The organism is Streptomyces sp. NPDC050546 (assembly GCF_044457425.1).
In the GTDB taxonomy this organism is placed as follows: domain Bacteria; phylum Actinomycetota; class Actinomycetes; order Streptomycetales; family Streptomycetaceae; genus Streptomyces.
The window spans coordinates 1-15,667 of sequence record NZ_JBITGX010000013.1; the positions used below are offsets into that span (position 1 = coordinate 1).

The 15,667-nt window shown below is 71.3% G+C and carries 12 protein-coding genes and 1 pseudogene; 8 read left to right on the forward strand and 5 right to left on the reverse strand.

What is annotated here, in order from left to right:
- The 6 genes and pseudogenes from ACIBK5_RS29220 to ACIBK5_RS29245 all read left to right on the forward strand — a co-directional run.
- Positions 1-435, forward strand: a pseudogene (locus ACIBK5_RS29220) (alpha-1,4-glucan--maltose-1-phosphate maltosyltransferase); the annotation flags it as partial.
- Positions 432-2,132, forward strand: coding sequence for a maltose alpha-D-glucosyltransferase (gene treS, locus ACIBK5_RS29225; protein WP_382497191.1), 1,701 nt, complete (start codon positions 432-434; stop codon positions 2,130-2,132). The pseudogene ACIBK5_RS29220 and the gene treS, both read left to right, overlap by 4 nt.
- Before the next feature lie 212 nt (positions 2,133-2,344).
- Positions 2,345-3,787, forward strand: coding sequence for a maltokinase (locus ACIBK5_RS29230; RefSeq protein WP_399024062.1), 1,443 nt, complete (start codon positions 2,345-2,347; stop codon positions 3,785-3,787).
- Positions 3,788-3,818: 31 nt separating this feature from the next.
- Positions 3,819-6,575, forward strand: a complete 2,757-nt coding sequence (gene glgB / locus ACIBK5_RS29235; RefSeq protein WP_399024064.1) for a 1,4-alpha-glucan branching enzyme — start codon at positions 3,819-3,821, stop codon at positions 6,573-6,575.
- Between the two features lie 145 nt (positions 6,576-6,720).
- Positions 6,721-7,191 (forward strand): hypothetical protein, encoded by a 471-nt coding sequence (locus ACIBK5_RS29240; protein ID WP_399024066.1) that lies wholly within the window; start codon positions 6,721-6,723, stop codon positions 7,189-7,191.
- On the forward strand, positions 7,188-7,595 hold the full coding sequence (locus tag ACIBK5_RS29245) for a hypothetical protein (protein WP_399024068.1): 408 nt from the start codon (positions 7,188-7,190) through the stop codon (positions 7,593-7,595). Before ACIBK5_RS29240 ends, ACIBK5_RS29245 begins: the two co-directional genes overlap by 4 nt.
- 49 nt (positions 7,596-7,644) lie before the next feature.
- On the opposite strand, the gene ACIBK5_RS29250 is transcribed toward ACIBK5_RS29245, so the two are convergent.
- From ACIBK5_RS29250 to ACIBK5_RS29265, 4 genes are all read right to left on the reverse strand, one after another.
- Positions 7,645-9,924, reverse strand: coding sequence for a HelD family protein (locus ACIBK5_RS29250; protein ID WP_399024451.1), 2,280 nt, complete (start codon positions 9,922-9,924; stop codon positions 7,645-7,647).
- 124 nt (positions 9,925-10,048) lie between these two features.
- Complete coding sequence (locus ACIBK5_RS29255; RefSeq protein WP_399024453.1) at positions 10,049-10,363, reverse strand: thioredoxin family protein; 315 nt, start codon at positions 10,361-10,363, stop codon at positions 10,049-10,051.
- Positions 10,364-10,386: 23 nt separating this feature from the next.
- Positions 10,387-10,800, reverse strand: coding sequence for a MerR family transcriptional regulator (locus ACIBK5_RS29260; RefSeq protein WP_399024070.1), 414 nt, complete (start codon positions 10,798-10,800; stop codon positions 10,387-10,389).
- A 29-nt stretch (positions 10,801-10,829) separates the two neighbouring features.
- Positions 10,830-11,339, reverse strand: coding sequence for an Lrp/AsnC family transcriptional regulator (locus tag ACIBK5_RS29265; protein WP_399024072.1), 510 nt, complete (start codon positions 11,337-11,339; stop codon positions 10,830-10,832).
- Between the two features lie 45 nt (positions 11,340-11,384).
- Here ACIBK5_RS29265 and ACIBK5_RS29270 point away from each other — a divergent pair, with 45 nt between their 5' ends.
- Together ACIBK5_RS29270 and ACIBK5_RS29275 are read left to right on the forward strand one after the other, a co-directional pair.
- Positions 11,385-12,299 carry an NAD-dependent epimerase/dehydratase family protein gene (locus ACIBK5_RS29270; protein ID WP_399024074.1) on the forward strand — a complete coding sequence of 305 codons (915 nt, stop codon included), beginning with the start codon at positions 11,385-11,387 and terminating at the stop codon, positions 12,297-12,299.
- A gap of 1 nt (position 12,300) precedes the next feature.
- Entirely contained in the window at positions 12,301-13,218 is a 918-nt protein-coding gene (locus ACIBK5_RS29275) for an aldo/keto reductase (protein WP_399024076.1), read from the forward strand.
- Here ACIBK5_RS29275 and ACIBK5_RS29280 read toward each other — a convergent pair.
- On the reverse strand, positions 13,215-15,464 hold the full coding sequence (locus ACIBK5_RS29280; RefSeq protein ID WP_399024078.1) for an MMPL family transporter: 2,250 nt from the start codon (positions 15,462-15,464) through the stop codon (positions 13,215-13,217). The genes ACIBK5_RS29275 and ACIBK5_RS29280 overlap by 4 nt on opposite strands.
- Between the last annotated feature and the right edge of the window lie 203 nt (positions 15,465-15,667).

The following is a 15,667-nucleotide window of genomic DNA, read 5'->3' on the forward strand; positions in this document are numbered from 1 at the left end:
TCGGAGAAGTACCAGCTCACCCGCCGCGACTGGGACACCGCCGAACGCGAGGGACGCACCATCACCCGGCTGCTGACCAGGCTCAACACCATCCGGCGGGAGAACCCGGCCCTCCAGCAGCTGCGCGATCTGCACTTCCACGAAGCGGACCAGGAGGCGGTGATCGCCTACTCGAAGCGGAAGGGTTCGAACACGGTTCTGGTGGTCGCCAACCTCGACCCCCACCACACCCAGGAAGCCACGGTCTCGTTGGACATGCCGCAACTCGGCCTGGACTGGCACGAGTCGGTGCCGGTGCGGGACGAGCTCACCGGCGAGACCTATCACTGGGGCAGGGCCAACTACGTGCGTCTCGAACCGGGCCGGAGCCCCGCGCACGTCTTCACGGTGCTGCGACCGTCCACCCCGCAGATCGGAGGGTCACCCACAACATGATCGTCAACGAACCCGTTCCGGACACCTTCGAGGACACTCCTGCCAGGGACCGCGACCCGGAGTGGTTCAAGCGCGCCGTCTTCTACGAGGTGCTCGTCCGCTCGTTCCAGGACAGCAACGGCGACGGCGTCGGTGACCTGAAGGGCATCACCGCCAAGCTCGACTACCTCCAGTGGCTCGGCGTCGACTGCCTGTGGCTGCCGCCGTTCTTCAAATCCCCGCTCCGCGACGGCGGCTACGACGTCTCCGACTACACGGCCGTGCTCCCCGAGTTCGGCGACCTCGCCGACTTCGTCGAGTTCGTCGACGCCGCCCACCAACGCGGCATGCGCGTGATCATCGACTTCGTCATGAACCACACCAGCGACCAGCACCCCTGGTTCCAGGAGTCGCGCAAGGACCCCGACGGGCCCTACGGCGACTACTACGTGTGGGCCGACGACGACAAGCAGTTCCCTGACGCGCGGATCATCTTCGTCGACACCGAGGCCTCCAACTGGACCTTCGACCCGGTCCGCAAGCAGTACTACTGGCATCGTTTCTTCTCCCACCAGCCGGACCTCAACTACGAGAACCCTGCCGTGCAGGAGGAGATGATCTCCGCGCTGAAGTTCTGGCTGGACCTGGGCATCGACGGGTTCCGGCTGGACGCGGTGCCCTACCTGTACCAGCAGGAGGGCACCAACTGCGAGAACCTCCCGGAGACGCACGACTTCCTGAAGCGGGTGCGCAAAGAGATCGACGCGCAGTACCCCGACACGGTGCTGCTCGCCGAGGCCAACCAGTGGCCCGAGGACGTCGTCGACTACTTCGGCGACTATCCCAGCGGCGGCGACGAGTGCCATATGGCCTTCCACTTCCCGGTCATGCCGCGCATCTTCATGGCCGTACGGCGGGAGTCCCGCTACCCCGTCTCGGAAATCCTGGCCAAGACCCCGGCCATCCCCTCGAACTGCCAGTGGGGCATCTTCCTGCGCAACCACGACGAGCTCACGCTCGAGATGGTCACCGACGAAGAGCGCGACTACATGTGGGCCGAGTACGCCAAGGACCCACGGATGCGCGCCAACATCGGTATCCGGCGCAGGCTGGCCCCGCTGCTCGACAACGACCGCAACCAGATCGAGCTGTTCACGGCCCTGCTGCTGGCCCTGCCGGGCTCGCCGATCCTCTACTACGGCGACGAGATCGGCATGGGCGACAACATCTGGCTCGGCGACCGGGACGCGGTGCGCACGCCGATGCAGTGGACGCCCGACCGCAACGCGGGCTTCTCGTCCTGTGACCCGGGGCGGCTGTTCCTGCCGACGATCATGGACCCGGTCTACGGCTACCAGGTCACGAACGTCGAGGCGTCGATGTCCTCGCCTTCGTCGCTGCTGCACTGGACCCGCCGCATGATCGAGATCCGCAAGCAGAACCCCGCCTTCGGGCTCGGCACCTACACCGAGCTGCCGTCGACGAACCCGGCGGTGCTGGCCTTCCTCAGGGAGTACGAGGACGACCTGGTGCTGTGCGTGAACAACTTCTCCCGGTTCGCGCAGCCCACGGAGCTGGATCTGAGCGCCTTCGAGGGGCGGCACCCGGTGGAGCTGTTCGGCGGGGTGCGCTTCCCTGCCATCGGCGAGCTGCCGTATCTGCTGACCCTGGCGGGCCACGGCTTCTACTGGTTCCGGCTCCGCGGGGACACCGTATGAGGCCGTATGAGGGCCGTGTGAGGCCTGGAACGGCCTGCTGAGGCCTGATCCGCGGGGCAGGCCGCCAAACCCCCGCGGCGGGGCGTTTCTCCTGCCCCGCCCGGGGCACGCATGAAGGACACCCCACCCGCCCGCGTGAGCCGGAGGGGCGCCGCCGGAGCCGACCGAAGGCGACGGAGGCGCACCGAGAATGGGTGAAAGGACGCGACGCCATGTCGGAAGCCGTCACACGCACCGTCACCACCCCGCCCGGCCTTCTCGCCTCCCTGGATCCACTGCTGCGGGAATGGCTGCCACGCCAGCGCTGGTTCGCCGGCAAGGGCCGCCCGGTCACCGGGTTCACCCTGGTCGAGGCCACCGAGCTGCTCCCCGCCAGTGCCAAACTGGGCCTGTACCACCTGCTCGTCCGCGCCCATCAGCCGCTCGTGCCGTCCCCCGGCGCGCCCGGCCATCCCGGCGACTGCTACCAGCTGTTGATAGGCGTGCGCGAGGCGCTGCCGCCTCGGCTGGCGCCCGCGCTCATCGGACACGTACCGACGGGGCCGCTGGCCGGCCGCACGGTCTACGACGCCCTGCACGACCCCAGGCCCGCCGAGCTGCTGCTGGAGGCGCTGCGCACCCACGCCCGGATCGGCAGGCTCCGCTTCGAGCGGGACCCCGGCCAGGACATCCGGTCCGGTCTGGTGCCCCGCGTGGTGACCGCCGAGCAGTCCAACTCGTCCGTCGTCTACGGAGATACGTTCATCCTGAAGCTGTTGCGCCGGATCGTGCCCGGGGTCAACCCCGATCTGGAGCTGCCGCTGGCGCTGGCCCGCGAGGACTGCCCCCGGGTGCCCGCGCCGACGGCCTGGATGGTCGCGGACATCGACCCCACGGCGGACCCGGTCATCTCCGCGGGCCCGGGGGACCTCGCCGGTCAGCCGTATGTGCTGGGGGTGCTCCAGCCGTTCGTGCAGGGCGCCTCCGACGGCTGGGAGCTGGCGCTGCGCGAGCTGGCCAAGGGCGAGGACTTCGGCGCCGAGGCACGGGCGCTGGGGCGGGCCACCGCCGAGGTGCACACCGCGCTGGCCCGCGCGTTGCCGACGGTCACGCTCGGTCACATGCAGCTCCAGCTCATGGTGGACGGCATGCTGGAGCGGCTGGAGGCGGCCGTCCAGGCGGTGCCCACGCTGCGGCCCTACGCCGAGGGGCTGCGGTCGGCGTTCACGGCGCTGGGCGATCTGGCCTCCGAGGGCCGCACCTGGACCGCGCAGCGCGTGCACGGCGATCTGCATCTCGGGCAGTGCCTGCGCTCACCGGCCGGCGAGTGGTCGCTGATCGACTTCGAGGGCGAGCCGGCCCGGCCCCTGCCCGAGCGGCGTATGCCGCAGCCGGCGGTACGGGATGTCGCCGGCATGCTGCGTTCCTTCGACTACGCGGCCCGCTCGGCCGATCCGCCCCAGCCGGACTGGGCCGAGACCTGCCGGTCCGCGTACTGCTCCGGCTACGCGGAGGCCTCCGGCCGCGATCCGCGCACCGACCCGGTGCTGCTGCGCGCCTACGAGACGGACAAGGCGATCTACGAGGTGGTGTACGAGGCCCGGCACCGCCCCGACTGGCTGCCGGTGCCCCTGGCCGCCATAAGCCGGCTCTCCTCGTCCGGCCACCTGACCTGACTGACCCACCTGCGCCCAGGAGGCTGCGCCCGTGACCCCCCGCTCCGAGTCCAGCGGTTCGCACCCGAAGAAGACGGCCGGGGAGAAGATCCCCGAGCAGCCGACGGCCGCCCAGCAGAAGAGCGCCGCGAAGAAGACGGCGGTACCGAAACAGGCGGCGGCGAAGAAGGCTGTCGCGAAGAAGGCCGTGGCGAAGAAGACCGTCGCGAAGAAGGCCGTCGCCACAAAGGCCGCCGCCACAAAGGCCGTCGCGAAGAAGGCGGATCCCGCGAAGGCGACCGCGGCGAAGTCGACCGCCAAGAAGGTGGCCGCGACGAAGGCAGCCGCCAAGAAGACCCCTGCGAAGAAGACGGCTGCGAAGAAGACGACGACCACGAAGACCGCGGCGAAGAAGACGACCACCACGAAGGCCGCCGCCAAGAAGGCCACCACCGCCAAGTCCGCCGCCACGAAGACCACGGCAGCCAACCCCCCTGCCAAGAAGGCCGCGGCGAAGAAGGCCCCCGCCAAGAAGGCCCCTGCCAGGGCAGCGGGCGCCGGGAAGGTCGCTGCCCGGAAGGCCGCCCCCGCCCAGGTAGTCCCGCCGGAGATGGAGATCGCCGTCTCGCCCGCCGTCGACGCGGTGGACCGGGAGCGGCTGCTCGGCGGGACGCATCACGACCCGCACTCCGTGCTCGGCGCGCACCTCGTGCCCGGCGGGATCGCGTTCCGGGCGTTCCGGCCGTACGCCCTGTCGGTGACCGTCGTCGCCGGGGAGCTGCGGGCGGAGCTGCACGACGACGGGGAGGGGTTCTTCTCCGGGCTGCTGCCGCTGCGGGAGGTACCGGCGTACCGGCTGCTCGTGGAGTACGAGGGCACGCTCCTGGACACCGAGGACGCCTACCGCTTCCTGCCCACGCTGGGCGATCTCGACCTGCACCTGATCGGCGAGGGCCGGCACGAGGAGCTGTGGACGGCGCTGGGCGCGCACCCGATGACCCACGAGGGCGTGACGGGCACCCGGTTCTCGGTGTGGGCGCCGAACGCCCGCGGCGTGCGCGTGGCCGGCACCTTCAACTTCTGGGACGGCACCGGGCACGTCATGCGGTCGCTGGGCTCGTCCGGGGTGTGGGAGCTGTTCCTGCCGGACATCGGCGAGGGCGAGCTGTACAAGTTCGAGATCACCCGCCCCGACGGGTCCAGGACGCTGCGCGCCGACCCGCTGGCCCGCCGCACGGAGGTGCCGCCCGCGACCTCGTCGGTCATCACGTCCTCGGCGTACGAGTGGGGCGACGCGGAGTGGCTGGCCCGGCGTGCCGAGGCCCCGGCGCACGAGGCGCCGTTCTCGGTGTACGAGGTGCATCTGGCCTCCTGGCGCCCGGGACTGACGTACCGCCAACTGGCCGATCAGCTCCCCGGGTACGTGAAGAACCTGGGCTTCACGCACGTCGAGCTGATGCCGGTCGCGGAGCATCCGTTCGGCGGCTCCTGGGGCTACCAGGTCACCGGCTTCTACGCGCCGACGGCCCGCCTCGGCACACCGGACGACTTCCGGCACCTCGTCGACTCGCTGCACCGGGCCGGGATCGGCGTCCTCATGGACTGGGTGCCGGCCCATTTCCCGCGGGACGACTGGGCACTGGCCGAGTTCGACGGGCGGCCCCTGTACGAGCACGAGGATCCGCTGCGGGCCGCGCATCCCGACTGGGGCACGCTGGAGTTCGACTTCGGGCGCCGGGAGGTGCGCAACTTCCTCGTCTCGAACGCCCTGTACTGGTGCGAGGAGTTCCACATCGACGGCCTGCGGGTGGACGCCGTCGCCTCGATGCTCTACCTCGACTACTCGCGCGAGGCGGGGCAGTGGACGCCCAACGAGCACGGCGGCCGGGAGAACCTGGACGCGGTGGCGTTCCTCCAGGAGATGAACGCGACGCTGTACCGCAGGGTGCCCGGCGTGGTCACGATCGCCGAGGAGTCGACCGCCTGGGACGGGGTCACCCGGGCCACCCACCACGAGGGCCCGAGCGGCTTCGGCGGGCTCGGGTTCGGGCTGAAGTGGAACATGGGCTGGATGCACGACTCGCTCCAGTACATGAGCCACGAGCCGGTGCACCGCAAGTACCACCACCACGAGATGACGTTCTCGATGGTGTACGCGTACAGCGAGAACTACGTCCTGCCGATCTCCCACGACGAGGTCGTGCACGGCAAGCGCTCCCTGGTGTCGAAGATGCCCGGCGACTGGTGGCAGCAGCGGGCCGGGCACCGGGCCTACCTCGGCTTCATGTGGGCCCACCCGGGCAAGCAGCTGCTGTTCATGGGGCAGGAGTTCGCCCAGGGCGCCGAGTGGTCGGAGGCGCACGGCCCCGACTGGTGGCTGCTGGACCCGGGCTACGGAGCGGAGCCCGACCACCGGGGCGTGCGTGACCTGGTCCGCGACCTCAACACCGTCTACCGGGCCACCCCGGCGCTGTGGCGCCTCGACACCGACCCGGCCGGTTTCGAGTGGATCGTCGGGGACGCCGCCGACGACAACGTCCTCGCGTTCCTGCGACTGGACCCCGAGGGCTCCCCGATCCTGGCCGTGTCGAACTTCGCGCCGGTCATCCGCCAGGACTACCGGCTGGGCGTACCCGAGGACGTCCCCGCCTGGCACGAGGCCGTCAACACCGACGCCGCCCGCTACGGCGGCAGCGACATCACCAACCCCGACCCGGTCAAGCCCGAGGCACAGCCCTGGCACGGCCGCCCGGCCAGTATCCGCCTGACCCTGCCGCCGCTGTCGACGGTGTGGCTGCGCCCGGCGTAGGCGTCCGCTTCCGCTGTGACACCTCTGTGACGGGAGGAGTGGCTTCCGTCACAGCCCGTGCGGGCGTGCCCTGGTGGGGTGGCGGCATGCGCCGTGCCACCCCACCGGGCCGTGGGGGTCCGCCCGCGCGGGAGGGTGTGACGGCGTGCTGATCGGTCTCTGCATCTCCGCCGCCTGTGCCCTCGGCGCGCTGGTCGCGGCCGCGGGGGTCGTCGCGATGGCGTTTCCCGGCCGCCCGGAGCCCTGGCTGCCGCTGCTGCTGCGCCGGGCGGCGGCGATGTTCGCCTGGGCGGCCGTGTCCGTCTACTCCCTGGGGCTCTTCGCCGTGCTGGACTCGGAGTGGGAGTTCGGCGAAGGCGCCTCCTCGGTCCCGGTGCGGGCCTGCCTCGACGGCTTCGGCCCGGACACGATCGAGGGCCTGTCCCACCACCGGTCCTCGTACCTGCCCCTGCGCGTCGACTGCGTCCGCGAGGACGGCACCGTCTACGCCGGCGACTCCTTCCTCGCGTGGATGAACCGGGCGAGCGCGTCCTTCGTCCTGTCCGCCGCCGTGCTCGCGATCGGCGCGGGCTACGCGGCCGGACTCCGCGCCCGGAAGGGCGCGGCGTCGGCATGACACTGCTTCCCGTCTTCGTGGGACTCGTGGTGGCCCTGGTCGCGCTGCGCGGGCTGCTGGCACATCCGCTGCTGCCGCTGTGGGTGCGGACCGCGGTGTTCTGGGCGGTGCCGTGCGGTGCCGCCACCTGGGTCGTGATCATGACGGCGGACGACCCCGTGCTGTTCCCGGAGACCGCGCCCTGTCCGGCCGAGCCGATGCGGGAGGGCTTCCTGGGCGGCGGAAAGGCCTGGGGAGTGTCCACGCCGTTTCCGCCGCGGGCCTACTGCCAGTGGGAGGACGGCACCACCTACGACCTCGCGCCCGGCGCCGAGTTCGTGTTCTGGGTCTTCCTCGCCCTGACGGTCGTACCGCTCGCGGCCGGGTTGTGGCACGCCCTGCGGGATCCGAGGTCGCTGCTCTGACAGGCGGCCTCAGGTCCCGCGGGGCGTCGGAGAGCCCGTGCCGGCCGGGCTACCCGAAGTGTTCGGCCAGGGACTTCGGCAGCTCCCCGGTGTGCAGCACGCCGAGCCGCTGGGTGGCCCGGGTGAGGGCCACATACAGATCGCTCGTGCCGTACCGGCCGGGCTCGACCACGAGGACGGAGTCGAACTCCAGCCCCTTGGCCTGGCGCGGGTCGAGGAGGACGACCGCCTGCGTGAGGTCGGGTTCGGCGCCCGCCGTCACGCCGTCCAGCCGGGCCGCGAGGCCGCGGTGGAGGTCGCGCGGGGCGATCACCGCGAGCCGCCCCTCGGCCGGGGTGAGCTCCTCGACCGCCTTGGCGACCGCGCCCGGGAGGTCGTCGGTGGCCCGCGCCCACGGCCGTACACCCGTGGAGCGGACCGAGCTCGGCGGCTCGAACTCCGGGTGCTCGGCGCGGACCACGGCCGCCGCCGCGTCCATGATCTCGGCCGGGGTGCGGTAGTTGACGCCCAGTCGGTTGTGCTCCCAACGGTCCTCGACGTAGGGGTCGAGGATGCCCGACCAGGAGCCGACACCGGCCGCCTCCGCCGTCTGCGCCGGGTCGCCGACCAGGGTCATCGAGCGGGTCGGGCTGCGCCGCATCAGCAGCCGCCAGGCCATCGGCGAAAGCTCCTGCGCCTCGTCGACGATGATGTGCCCGAACGCCCAGGTGCGGTCGGCCGCCGCGCGCTCGGCGGCGCTGCGGTGGTCGTCCTCCTCGTGCCGTTCGGCGAACCGCTCGGCGTCGATGACGTCGTGCGCGGACAGCACCTCACTGCCGTCGGGGTCGCTGTCCTCCTTGTCCTCGAACTCGTAGGTCCGGGAGGCGTACGACACCTCCAGCACGCCCCGCGCGTAGGCGATCTGCTCCTCCCGCTCGCGCGCGGCGCGCTCCCGGGCCAGCCGGTCGTCGTCACCGAGGAGTTCGGCGGCCTCGTCGAGCAGCGGCACGTCAGCGACGGTCCAGCGCCGGGTCAGCGGGCGGCGTACGGCCTCGGCGTCCTCCGCGGGCAGGAACTCCTCGGGCGCGGCGAGGAAGTCGGCGACGAGCCGCTGCGGGGTGAGCACCGGCCACAGCTGGTCGATGGCGGACCAGACGTCGGGGTTCTCGGCGATGTCGTCGCGGATCTGGGTGATGTCGCTGGGGTCGAGCAGGCTGGACCCGTCGAAGGGGTCGGTGCCGATCCGCTCGGCGTACAGGTCGGTGAGCGCGTTGAGGATATGGCCCTCGAAGTGCTCGCGGGCCGCGTTGTGCGGCAGTTTGACGGCGCGGGTGCGCTCGCGGGCGACGTTCACCAGACCGTCGTCGAGCATGAGGACCTCGCGGTCGTGCTCGATGGCGATGACGGGGTCGGGCAGCGCCTGTCGGCTTCGGACGACCTCGGCGAGGACGTCCGCCATGCCGGCCCGGCCCTTCACGGCGGCGGCCTCGGGCGGGTCGGTCGCGGTCGCCTTCACACCGGGGAACAGCTCGCCGACGGTCGCGAGGAGCACGCCCGTCTCGCCGAGGGAGGGCAGCACCTCGCCGATGTAGCCGAGGAACGCCGGGTTGGGCCCGACGATCAGCACGGCCCGCTTGGCGAGCAGTTCCCGGTGCTCGTACAGCAGATAGGCGGCGCGGTGCAGGGCGACGGCCGTCTTGCCGGTGCCCGGACCGCCCTCCACGACCATGACGCCGCGGTGCGGGGCCCGGATGATGCGGTCCTGGTCGGCCTGGATGGTCTGCACGATGTCGCTCATCCGGCCGGTGCGGGCCGAGTCGAGGGCGGCGAGCAGCACGGCGTCGCCCGTCGGGTCCTCGTGGCCGGTGCGGGTCTCGTCGCCGAGGTCGAGGATCTCGTCGTGCAGCTGGGTGACCCGCCGGCCGTCGGTGGCGATGTGCCGGCGGCGCCTCAGACCCATCGGGGTGTGCCCGGTGGCCAGGTAGAAGGGGCGGGCGACGTCGGCACGCCAGTCGATCAGGACGGGCGTGCGTTCGGCGTCGTCGGTGCGCAGCCCGATCCGGCCGATGTGGTGGGTGACACCCGAGGTGAGGTCGATCCGGCCGAAGCACAGGGAGCCGTCCACCGCGTTCAGCGCGGCGAGCAGCCCGGAGCGCTCGGCGACGAGGATGTCCCGCTCGAGTCTGGCCTGCATGGGCGTGTTGCCCTGCGCGAGGGCGTCCGTGACGGAGGTCTCGGCGTCGCCGCGCAGCGCGTCCACGCGCGCGTACAACCCGTCGATGAATTCCTGTTCCTGCCGCAATTCATCGTCCGGAAATTCGGTGTTTGACAATTCCACTCCCGCCCGGATATACTGTGCTCACTGAACTTCACGTGACTTTCTTTCGAGTCGAAGTCACGAACAAACAAATATACGCAAGGAAATCCCCCGAGCGCAATTGCTCGGGGGATTTCCTGTTGTCCGGGCGGGTCGCCTAGAGCACGTCGGCCAGCTCCTCCAGCAGCCGCCGCTTGGCCCGCGCGCCCACCATCGACTTCACGGGCTCACCGCCCCGGAACACCATGAAGGTCGGCATCGACAGCACCTTGTAGGCGTTGGTCGTCTCCGGGTTGGAGTCCACGTCCAGCTGCACCACTTTCAGCCGGTCCCCCTCCTCGGAGGCGAGGGCCTTCAGCACCGGCCCCATCTGCCGGCACGGCGGGCACCAGCCGGCGGTGAACTCCACCAGCACCGGCAGCTCCGCGCCGATCACCTCCGCCTCGAAATCCGCGTCCGTCACGTCAACCACGTCGGTCATGCCGGTCACGTCGTTCACCCTGGATCCCCTCCCAGCTCGCACTGCGGCTCCGGACCGCCCGGAGTCCGAGCCTCGGCGGCCAGCTCGGCCCGGGCCAGCTGCCGGGCGACCGTTTCCCGGACGGTGGTCAGCTCACCGATCAGGGAGTCCAGTTCGCCCAGCTTGCGCCGGTAGACCGCGAGCGACGCCGGGCACGAGTCGCCCTCGGGATGCCCGGCCCGCAGACATTCCACGAAGGGCCGCGTCTCCTCCAGGTCGAACCCGAAGTCCTGCAGCGTCCGGATCTGCCGGAGCAGCCGCAGATCGCTCTCGTCGTAGGTCCGGTATCCGTTGCCCGTGCGCCGCGCGGGCAGCAGACCCCGCGACTCGTAGTAGCGCAGCGTCCGCGTCGTGGTCCCGGCCCGTGCGGCCAGCTCGCCGATTCGCATGCGTACGAACGTATTCCTTGACGCCCGCGTCAAGGCAACAGCGGTTTCCGCTCCACCGGTGAGGTCAGCACGATCGACGTCGTCGTGCGCCCCAGCGCGGAGACGCCCTCCAGCACCTCCTCCAGATGGACGGTGTCCCGGACGGCGACCTTGAGGATCCAGCAGTCCTCGCCGACCACGTGGTGCACCTCGGTGATCTCGGGCCGCTCGATCAGCTCCAGGGTCCTGGGGTGCTTCAGGTTGTAACCGCCGTGCGGGTTGACGCGGATGAACGCCTGGATGCCGTAGCCGAGGCGGGCCGGGACGACCTGGGCGCCGTAGCCGCTGATCACGCCGGCTGCCTCCAGCCGCCGCACCCGCTCGGTGACCGCCGCCGGACTGAGCCGGACCCGGCGGCCCAGCTCGCTGAGCTTGATCCGGCCGTCGGTCTGGAGCAGCTGGAGGATCTGCCGGTCGAGCGCGTCGAAGGCCACCGAGGTTTCGTCGGCGGCGGGGCGCAGATGCCGTGGTTCTTTCGGCGTGGCGGCCTGAACTCCCATGGTTCCCCCTTCAGTACGTGAATGTACGCCGGGAGAATTATGGCCATGGAAAAGGTCCGGAACGTACTGGTCATCGGTGGTAACCGCTACGTCGGAAAGCGCCTGATCGCACAGCTGCGGGACGAAGGGCACCGGGTGACCGTGCTGAACCGGGGGTCCTCCCCGCCGCCGGCCGGGGTGGAGCAGCTGGTCGCCGACCGGTACGACGAGCGGTCGCTGACCGATGCGCTCGGCTCGCGCGTCTTCGACGCCGTCGTCGACCAGGTCTGCTACACCCCGCGCCAGGCGGCGCTCGCCCGCCGCGTCTTCGCCGGCCGCACCGGCCGCTATGTGATGACCTCGACGGTCGAGGTGTACGAGTACGAGGACTCCCCCGCCCTCGTACGCGAGGAGGCCGTCGTCCCGTCCACGGTGTCCGTGGACCTCGAACTGCCCTGGGGCGACCCGGTGTTCCTGGAGGCGCACTACGGGGAGGGCAAGCGGCAGGCCGAGGCGGTCCTCGCGGCCGACGGCCCGGCGCTGCCGTACACGGCGGTCCGGGTGGCCCATGTGCTGGGCGGGGACGACGACTTCACCGGACGGCTGGCCCACTACGCCGAGCGGATACGCACCGGCGAGCCGATCAGAGTCCCAGCCGTGAACCGGCCCGCCACGTACATCCATGTCGAGGAGATCGCCCGCTTCCTGGCCTGGGCGGCGGGCGAGGAGTTCACCGGGCCGGTGAACGCCGCCTCCCACGGGGTGTTGAGCACCGAGGAGCTGTGCGAGGCGGTGGCCGCGCGCATCCCGGGCGGCCGGGCCGTGTTCCGGCCCGTGGAGGTCGGCGAGGTCTCCCCGTTCTCCTTCCGCCGCTCCTACGCCATGGACAACAGCCGTGCCACCCGGCTCGGCCACACCTTCACCGACGCCCGGCAGTGGTTGCCGCGTGCCGTCGCCGAGACTCTCGGAAAGGGCGACTGACATGCGGTACAGGACACTGGGCGGACTGCGGGTGAGCGCGATCGGGCTCGGCGCGATGCCGCTGTCCCTGGAGGGCCGGCCGGACGAGAAGCGTGCCCTGGCCACCGTGCACGCCGCGCTCGACGCGGGCGTGACCCTCCTGGACACGGCCGACTCCTACCATCTGCCGGGCGCGGAGCCAGGCCACAACGAGCGCCTGCTGGCCCGGGCACTGGCCACGTACGGCGGTGACACCTCCGGCGTGCTGGTCGCGACGAAGGGCGGCCGCGGCCGCCCGGCCGACGGCGACTGGACGGTGAACGGCCACCCGCGTCATCTCAAGGCTGCCGCCGACGCCTCCCGCAAGCGCCTCGGTGTGGAGGCGATCGGCCTCTACCAGCTCCACAAGCCGGACCCCGCGGTGCCGTTCGAGGAGTCGGTCGGTGCCCTCCGCGAGCTGCTCGACGCGGGCACGATCCGGCTGGCCGGGGTGTCCAACGCGGACGCGGAGCAGGTCCGCCGGGCGCGCGAGATCCTCGGCGACCGGCTGGTGTCGGTGCAGAACCGCTACTCCCCCGCCGTCCGGGACAGCGAGCCGGAGCTGCGGCTGTGTGCCGAACTGGGGCTGGCGTTCCTGCCGTGGAGTCCGCTGGGCGGGCTGGCCCGCAGCTCCCTGGACGGCCCGTCGCGGACGGAGGGAGCGGAGCGCTTCGCGGCCTTCCACGCCGTCGCGGCGGAGCGCGGTGTCAGCCCCCAGCGGGTCGGGCTGGCCTGGCTGCTGACGCGCTCCCCGGCCGTCATCCCGATCCCGGGGTCGAGCCGGCCGGAGACGGCCAGGGACTCGGCAGCCGCGGCGGACCTGCTCCTCGGCGAAGAGGAACAGGCCCGCCTGGACGAGGCCGCCGAGCCGGGCCCGGTCACGGTCGACGGGGATCGCTAGTCGACCAGTTCGGGGGCCCGGCGCTGCGGCGCCACCTGCCCGGCCGGGGCCGTGCCGGAGAGCTTCGCGCCTTCGACGTCGAGGTTCGGAAGCAGTCGGTCGAGCCACCGCGGCAGCCACCAGGCCGACTTGCCGAGCAGGGCGAAGAGGGCGGGGACGATCGTCATACGGACCAGGAAGGCGTCGAAGAGCACCGCGGCCGCGAGGCCGAAGCCGATCATCTTCACGAAGTCGTTGTCCTCCACGATGAAGCCGGAGAACACGCTGATCATGATGGCGGCGGCCGCGGCCACCACCCGGCCGCCGTAGCGGAAGCCGGTGACGACGGCCTCGGCGGGCCGCGCCCCGTGGACGTAGGCCTCCCGCATCCGGGTCACCAGGAACACCTCGTAGTCCATGGCGAGTCCGAAGACCACACCGATCATGAAGATCGGCATCGTGCTCATGATCGGGCTCGGCTGGTCGACGCCGAAGACATCGGCGAGCCAGCCCCACTGGAAGACCGCGACGACGGCACCGAGCGCGGCGGTCACCGAGAGCAGGAAGCCGAGCGCGGCCTTGAGCGGCACGAGGACCGAGCGGAAGACCACCATCAGGAGCAGGAACGCCAGGCCCACGACTAGGGCGAGATAGGGAAGCAGCGCGTCGTCGAGGGTCTCGGAGAAGTCGATGAACATCGCGGTCTGGCCGGTGACCAGGACCTCGGCGCCGGTGTCGGCCCGGAAGCCGTCGGCGAGGGAGCGCAGCTGAAGGACCAGGTCCTCGGTCGCGGCGTCGGTGGGGCCGGTGGCCGGGACGACGTTCAGGATCGCGGTGTCGCCGGCCTCGTTGGGCGTGGCCGGGGTGACGGTGGCGACGCCGTCCTGCCCGGCGAGCCGCTTGCCGACGGTGTCGGCCGCGGCCTTGGCGTCCGGGCCCTCCACGGTGATCGTCAGCGGCCCGTTGAAGCCGGGGCCGAAGGAGTCCGAGAGCAGGTCGTAGGCCTTGCGCTGGGTGGTGTCGGGGGCCATGGTGCCCTCGCCGGGCAGTCCGAGCTCCAGGCTTGCGGCGGGCACGGCGACCGCGCCGAGGCCCAGGACGGCCAGGACCAGTACGGCGACGGGGTGGCGCAGGACGTAACCGGCCCAGCGGGAGCCGAGGTTGGGCTTGCGACGGGCGTCCTTCGCGGCGAGCTTGTCGGCCCTGCGCTGCCGGCGGGCGCTGAGGGGCTTGCCGGAGAAGCGGTGGCGGTCCCGGCGGCGCAGGACCTTGACCGGCGCGAAGCCGAGCAGCGCCGGCACGAAGGTGAGGGCGACCAGGACGGCGATGGCGACGGTGCCGGCGGCGGCCAGGCCCATCTTGGTGAGCATCGGGATGTTCACCACGGCCAGGCCCGCGAGGGCCACGATGACGGTGAGCCCGGCGAAGACGACCGCGGAGCCGGCGGTGCCGACCGCCCGCCCGGCGGCGTCGGCGCGGTCGCGGCCCTCGATGAGCTCGGCGCGGTAGCGGGAGACGATGAACAGGGCGTAGTCGATGCCGACGGCGAGGCCGAGCATCATCGCCAGGGTCGACGTGGTGCTGGACAGACCGAGCGTCGCGCCGAGCGCCGTGATCGCGGATATCCCGACACCGACCCCGATGAGGGCCGTGAGCAGGGGCATCCCGGCGGCGATCACCGAGCCGAAGGTGAGGAGCAGGACGAGGGCGGAGACCAGGATGCCGATCTTCTCGCCGGTGCCGCTCATGGCGGCGTCGATCTTCACGGCGTCGCCGCCGGCCTCCGCTGTCAGGCCGGTGTCACGGGCCTTGGCCAGTGCGTCGTCGAGGGCGTCGTGCGCCTTGTCGCCGACCTCGGCGGCGGAGACCTTGTAGGTGGCGACGGCGTAGGCGGTGGAGCCGTCCTCGCTGACCGCCTTCGTCATGAAGGGATCGCTCACCGAGGCCACCTGCGGGGACTTCCTCAACTCCGCGACCAGCTCGGTGACTTGGGCCTTGCGCGCGGGGTCGGAGAGCTTCCCGCCCTCGGGCGCACGGACCACGACCCGGGCGCTCGCGCCGTCGGCGCTCGCGTCCGGGAACTTCTTCTCCAGCAGGTCGAAGGCCTTCTGCGACTCCGTGCCGGGCATCGAGAAGGTGTCCGCGGGCGGCGCCGGGGCGGCGGAGGCGGCGAAGCCCGCACCGAAGAGGACCACCACCCACAGCAACACCATCAGCCATCGGCGCCGGAAGGCGAGACGGCCCAGTTTGTAAAGGAAGGTAGCCACGGCTGGGAACTCCTGTCGGTGAGCGAGGGATGGCACCAGACTCTGGCGCTGAAGTGATGCCACCATGGCATCACTTCAACTCGCCCGCAAGCCAGTATGCGCCCACAGCGAGGCACATCCATCCCAACACCAGAGAGAAAGAGCAGGTCAGAAGCCACTCAAACAAGTTGGAGCCAATATGGCTCGCCATGGCGCCACCCATG

Excerpts from the sequence above, each read along its gene's own strand:
- treS (WP_382497191.1), top strand. The coding sequence starts at position 432 with ATGATCGTCAACGAACCCGTTCCGGACACCTTCGAGGACACTCCTGCC.
- ACIBK5_RS29230 (WP_399024062.1), top strand. The coding sequence starts at position 2,345 with ATGTCGGAAGCCGTCACACGCACCGTCACCACCCCGCCCGGCCTTCTC.
- ACIBK5_RS29245 (WP_399024068.1), top strand. The coding sequence starts at position 7,188 with ATGACACTGCTTCCCGTCTTCGTGGGACTCGTGGTGGCCCTGGTCGCG.
- ACIBK5_RS29260 (WP_399024070.1), bottom strand. The coding sequence starts at position 10,800 with ATGCGAATCGGCGAGCTGGCCGCACGGGCCGGGACCACGACGCGGACG.
- ACIBK5_RS29265 (WP_399024072.1), bottom strand. The coding sequence starts at position 11,339 with ATGGGAGTTCAGGCCGCCACGCCGAAAGAACCACGGCATCTGCGCCCC.
- ACIBK5_RS29270 (WP_399024074.1), top strand. The coding sequence starts at position 11,385 with ATGGAAAAGGTCCGGAACGTACTGGTCATCGGTGGTAACCGCTACGTC.
- ACIBK5_RS29275 (WP_399024076.1), top strand. The coding sequence starts at position 12,301 with ATGCGGTACAGGACACTGGGCGGACTGCGGGTGAGCGCGATCGGGCTC.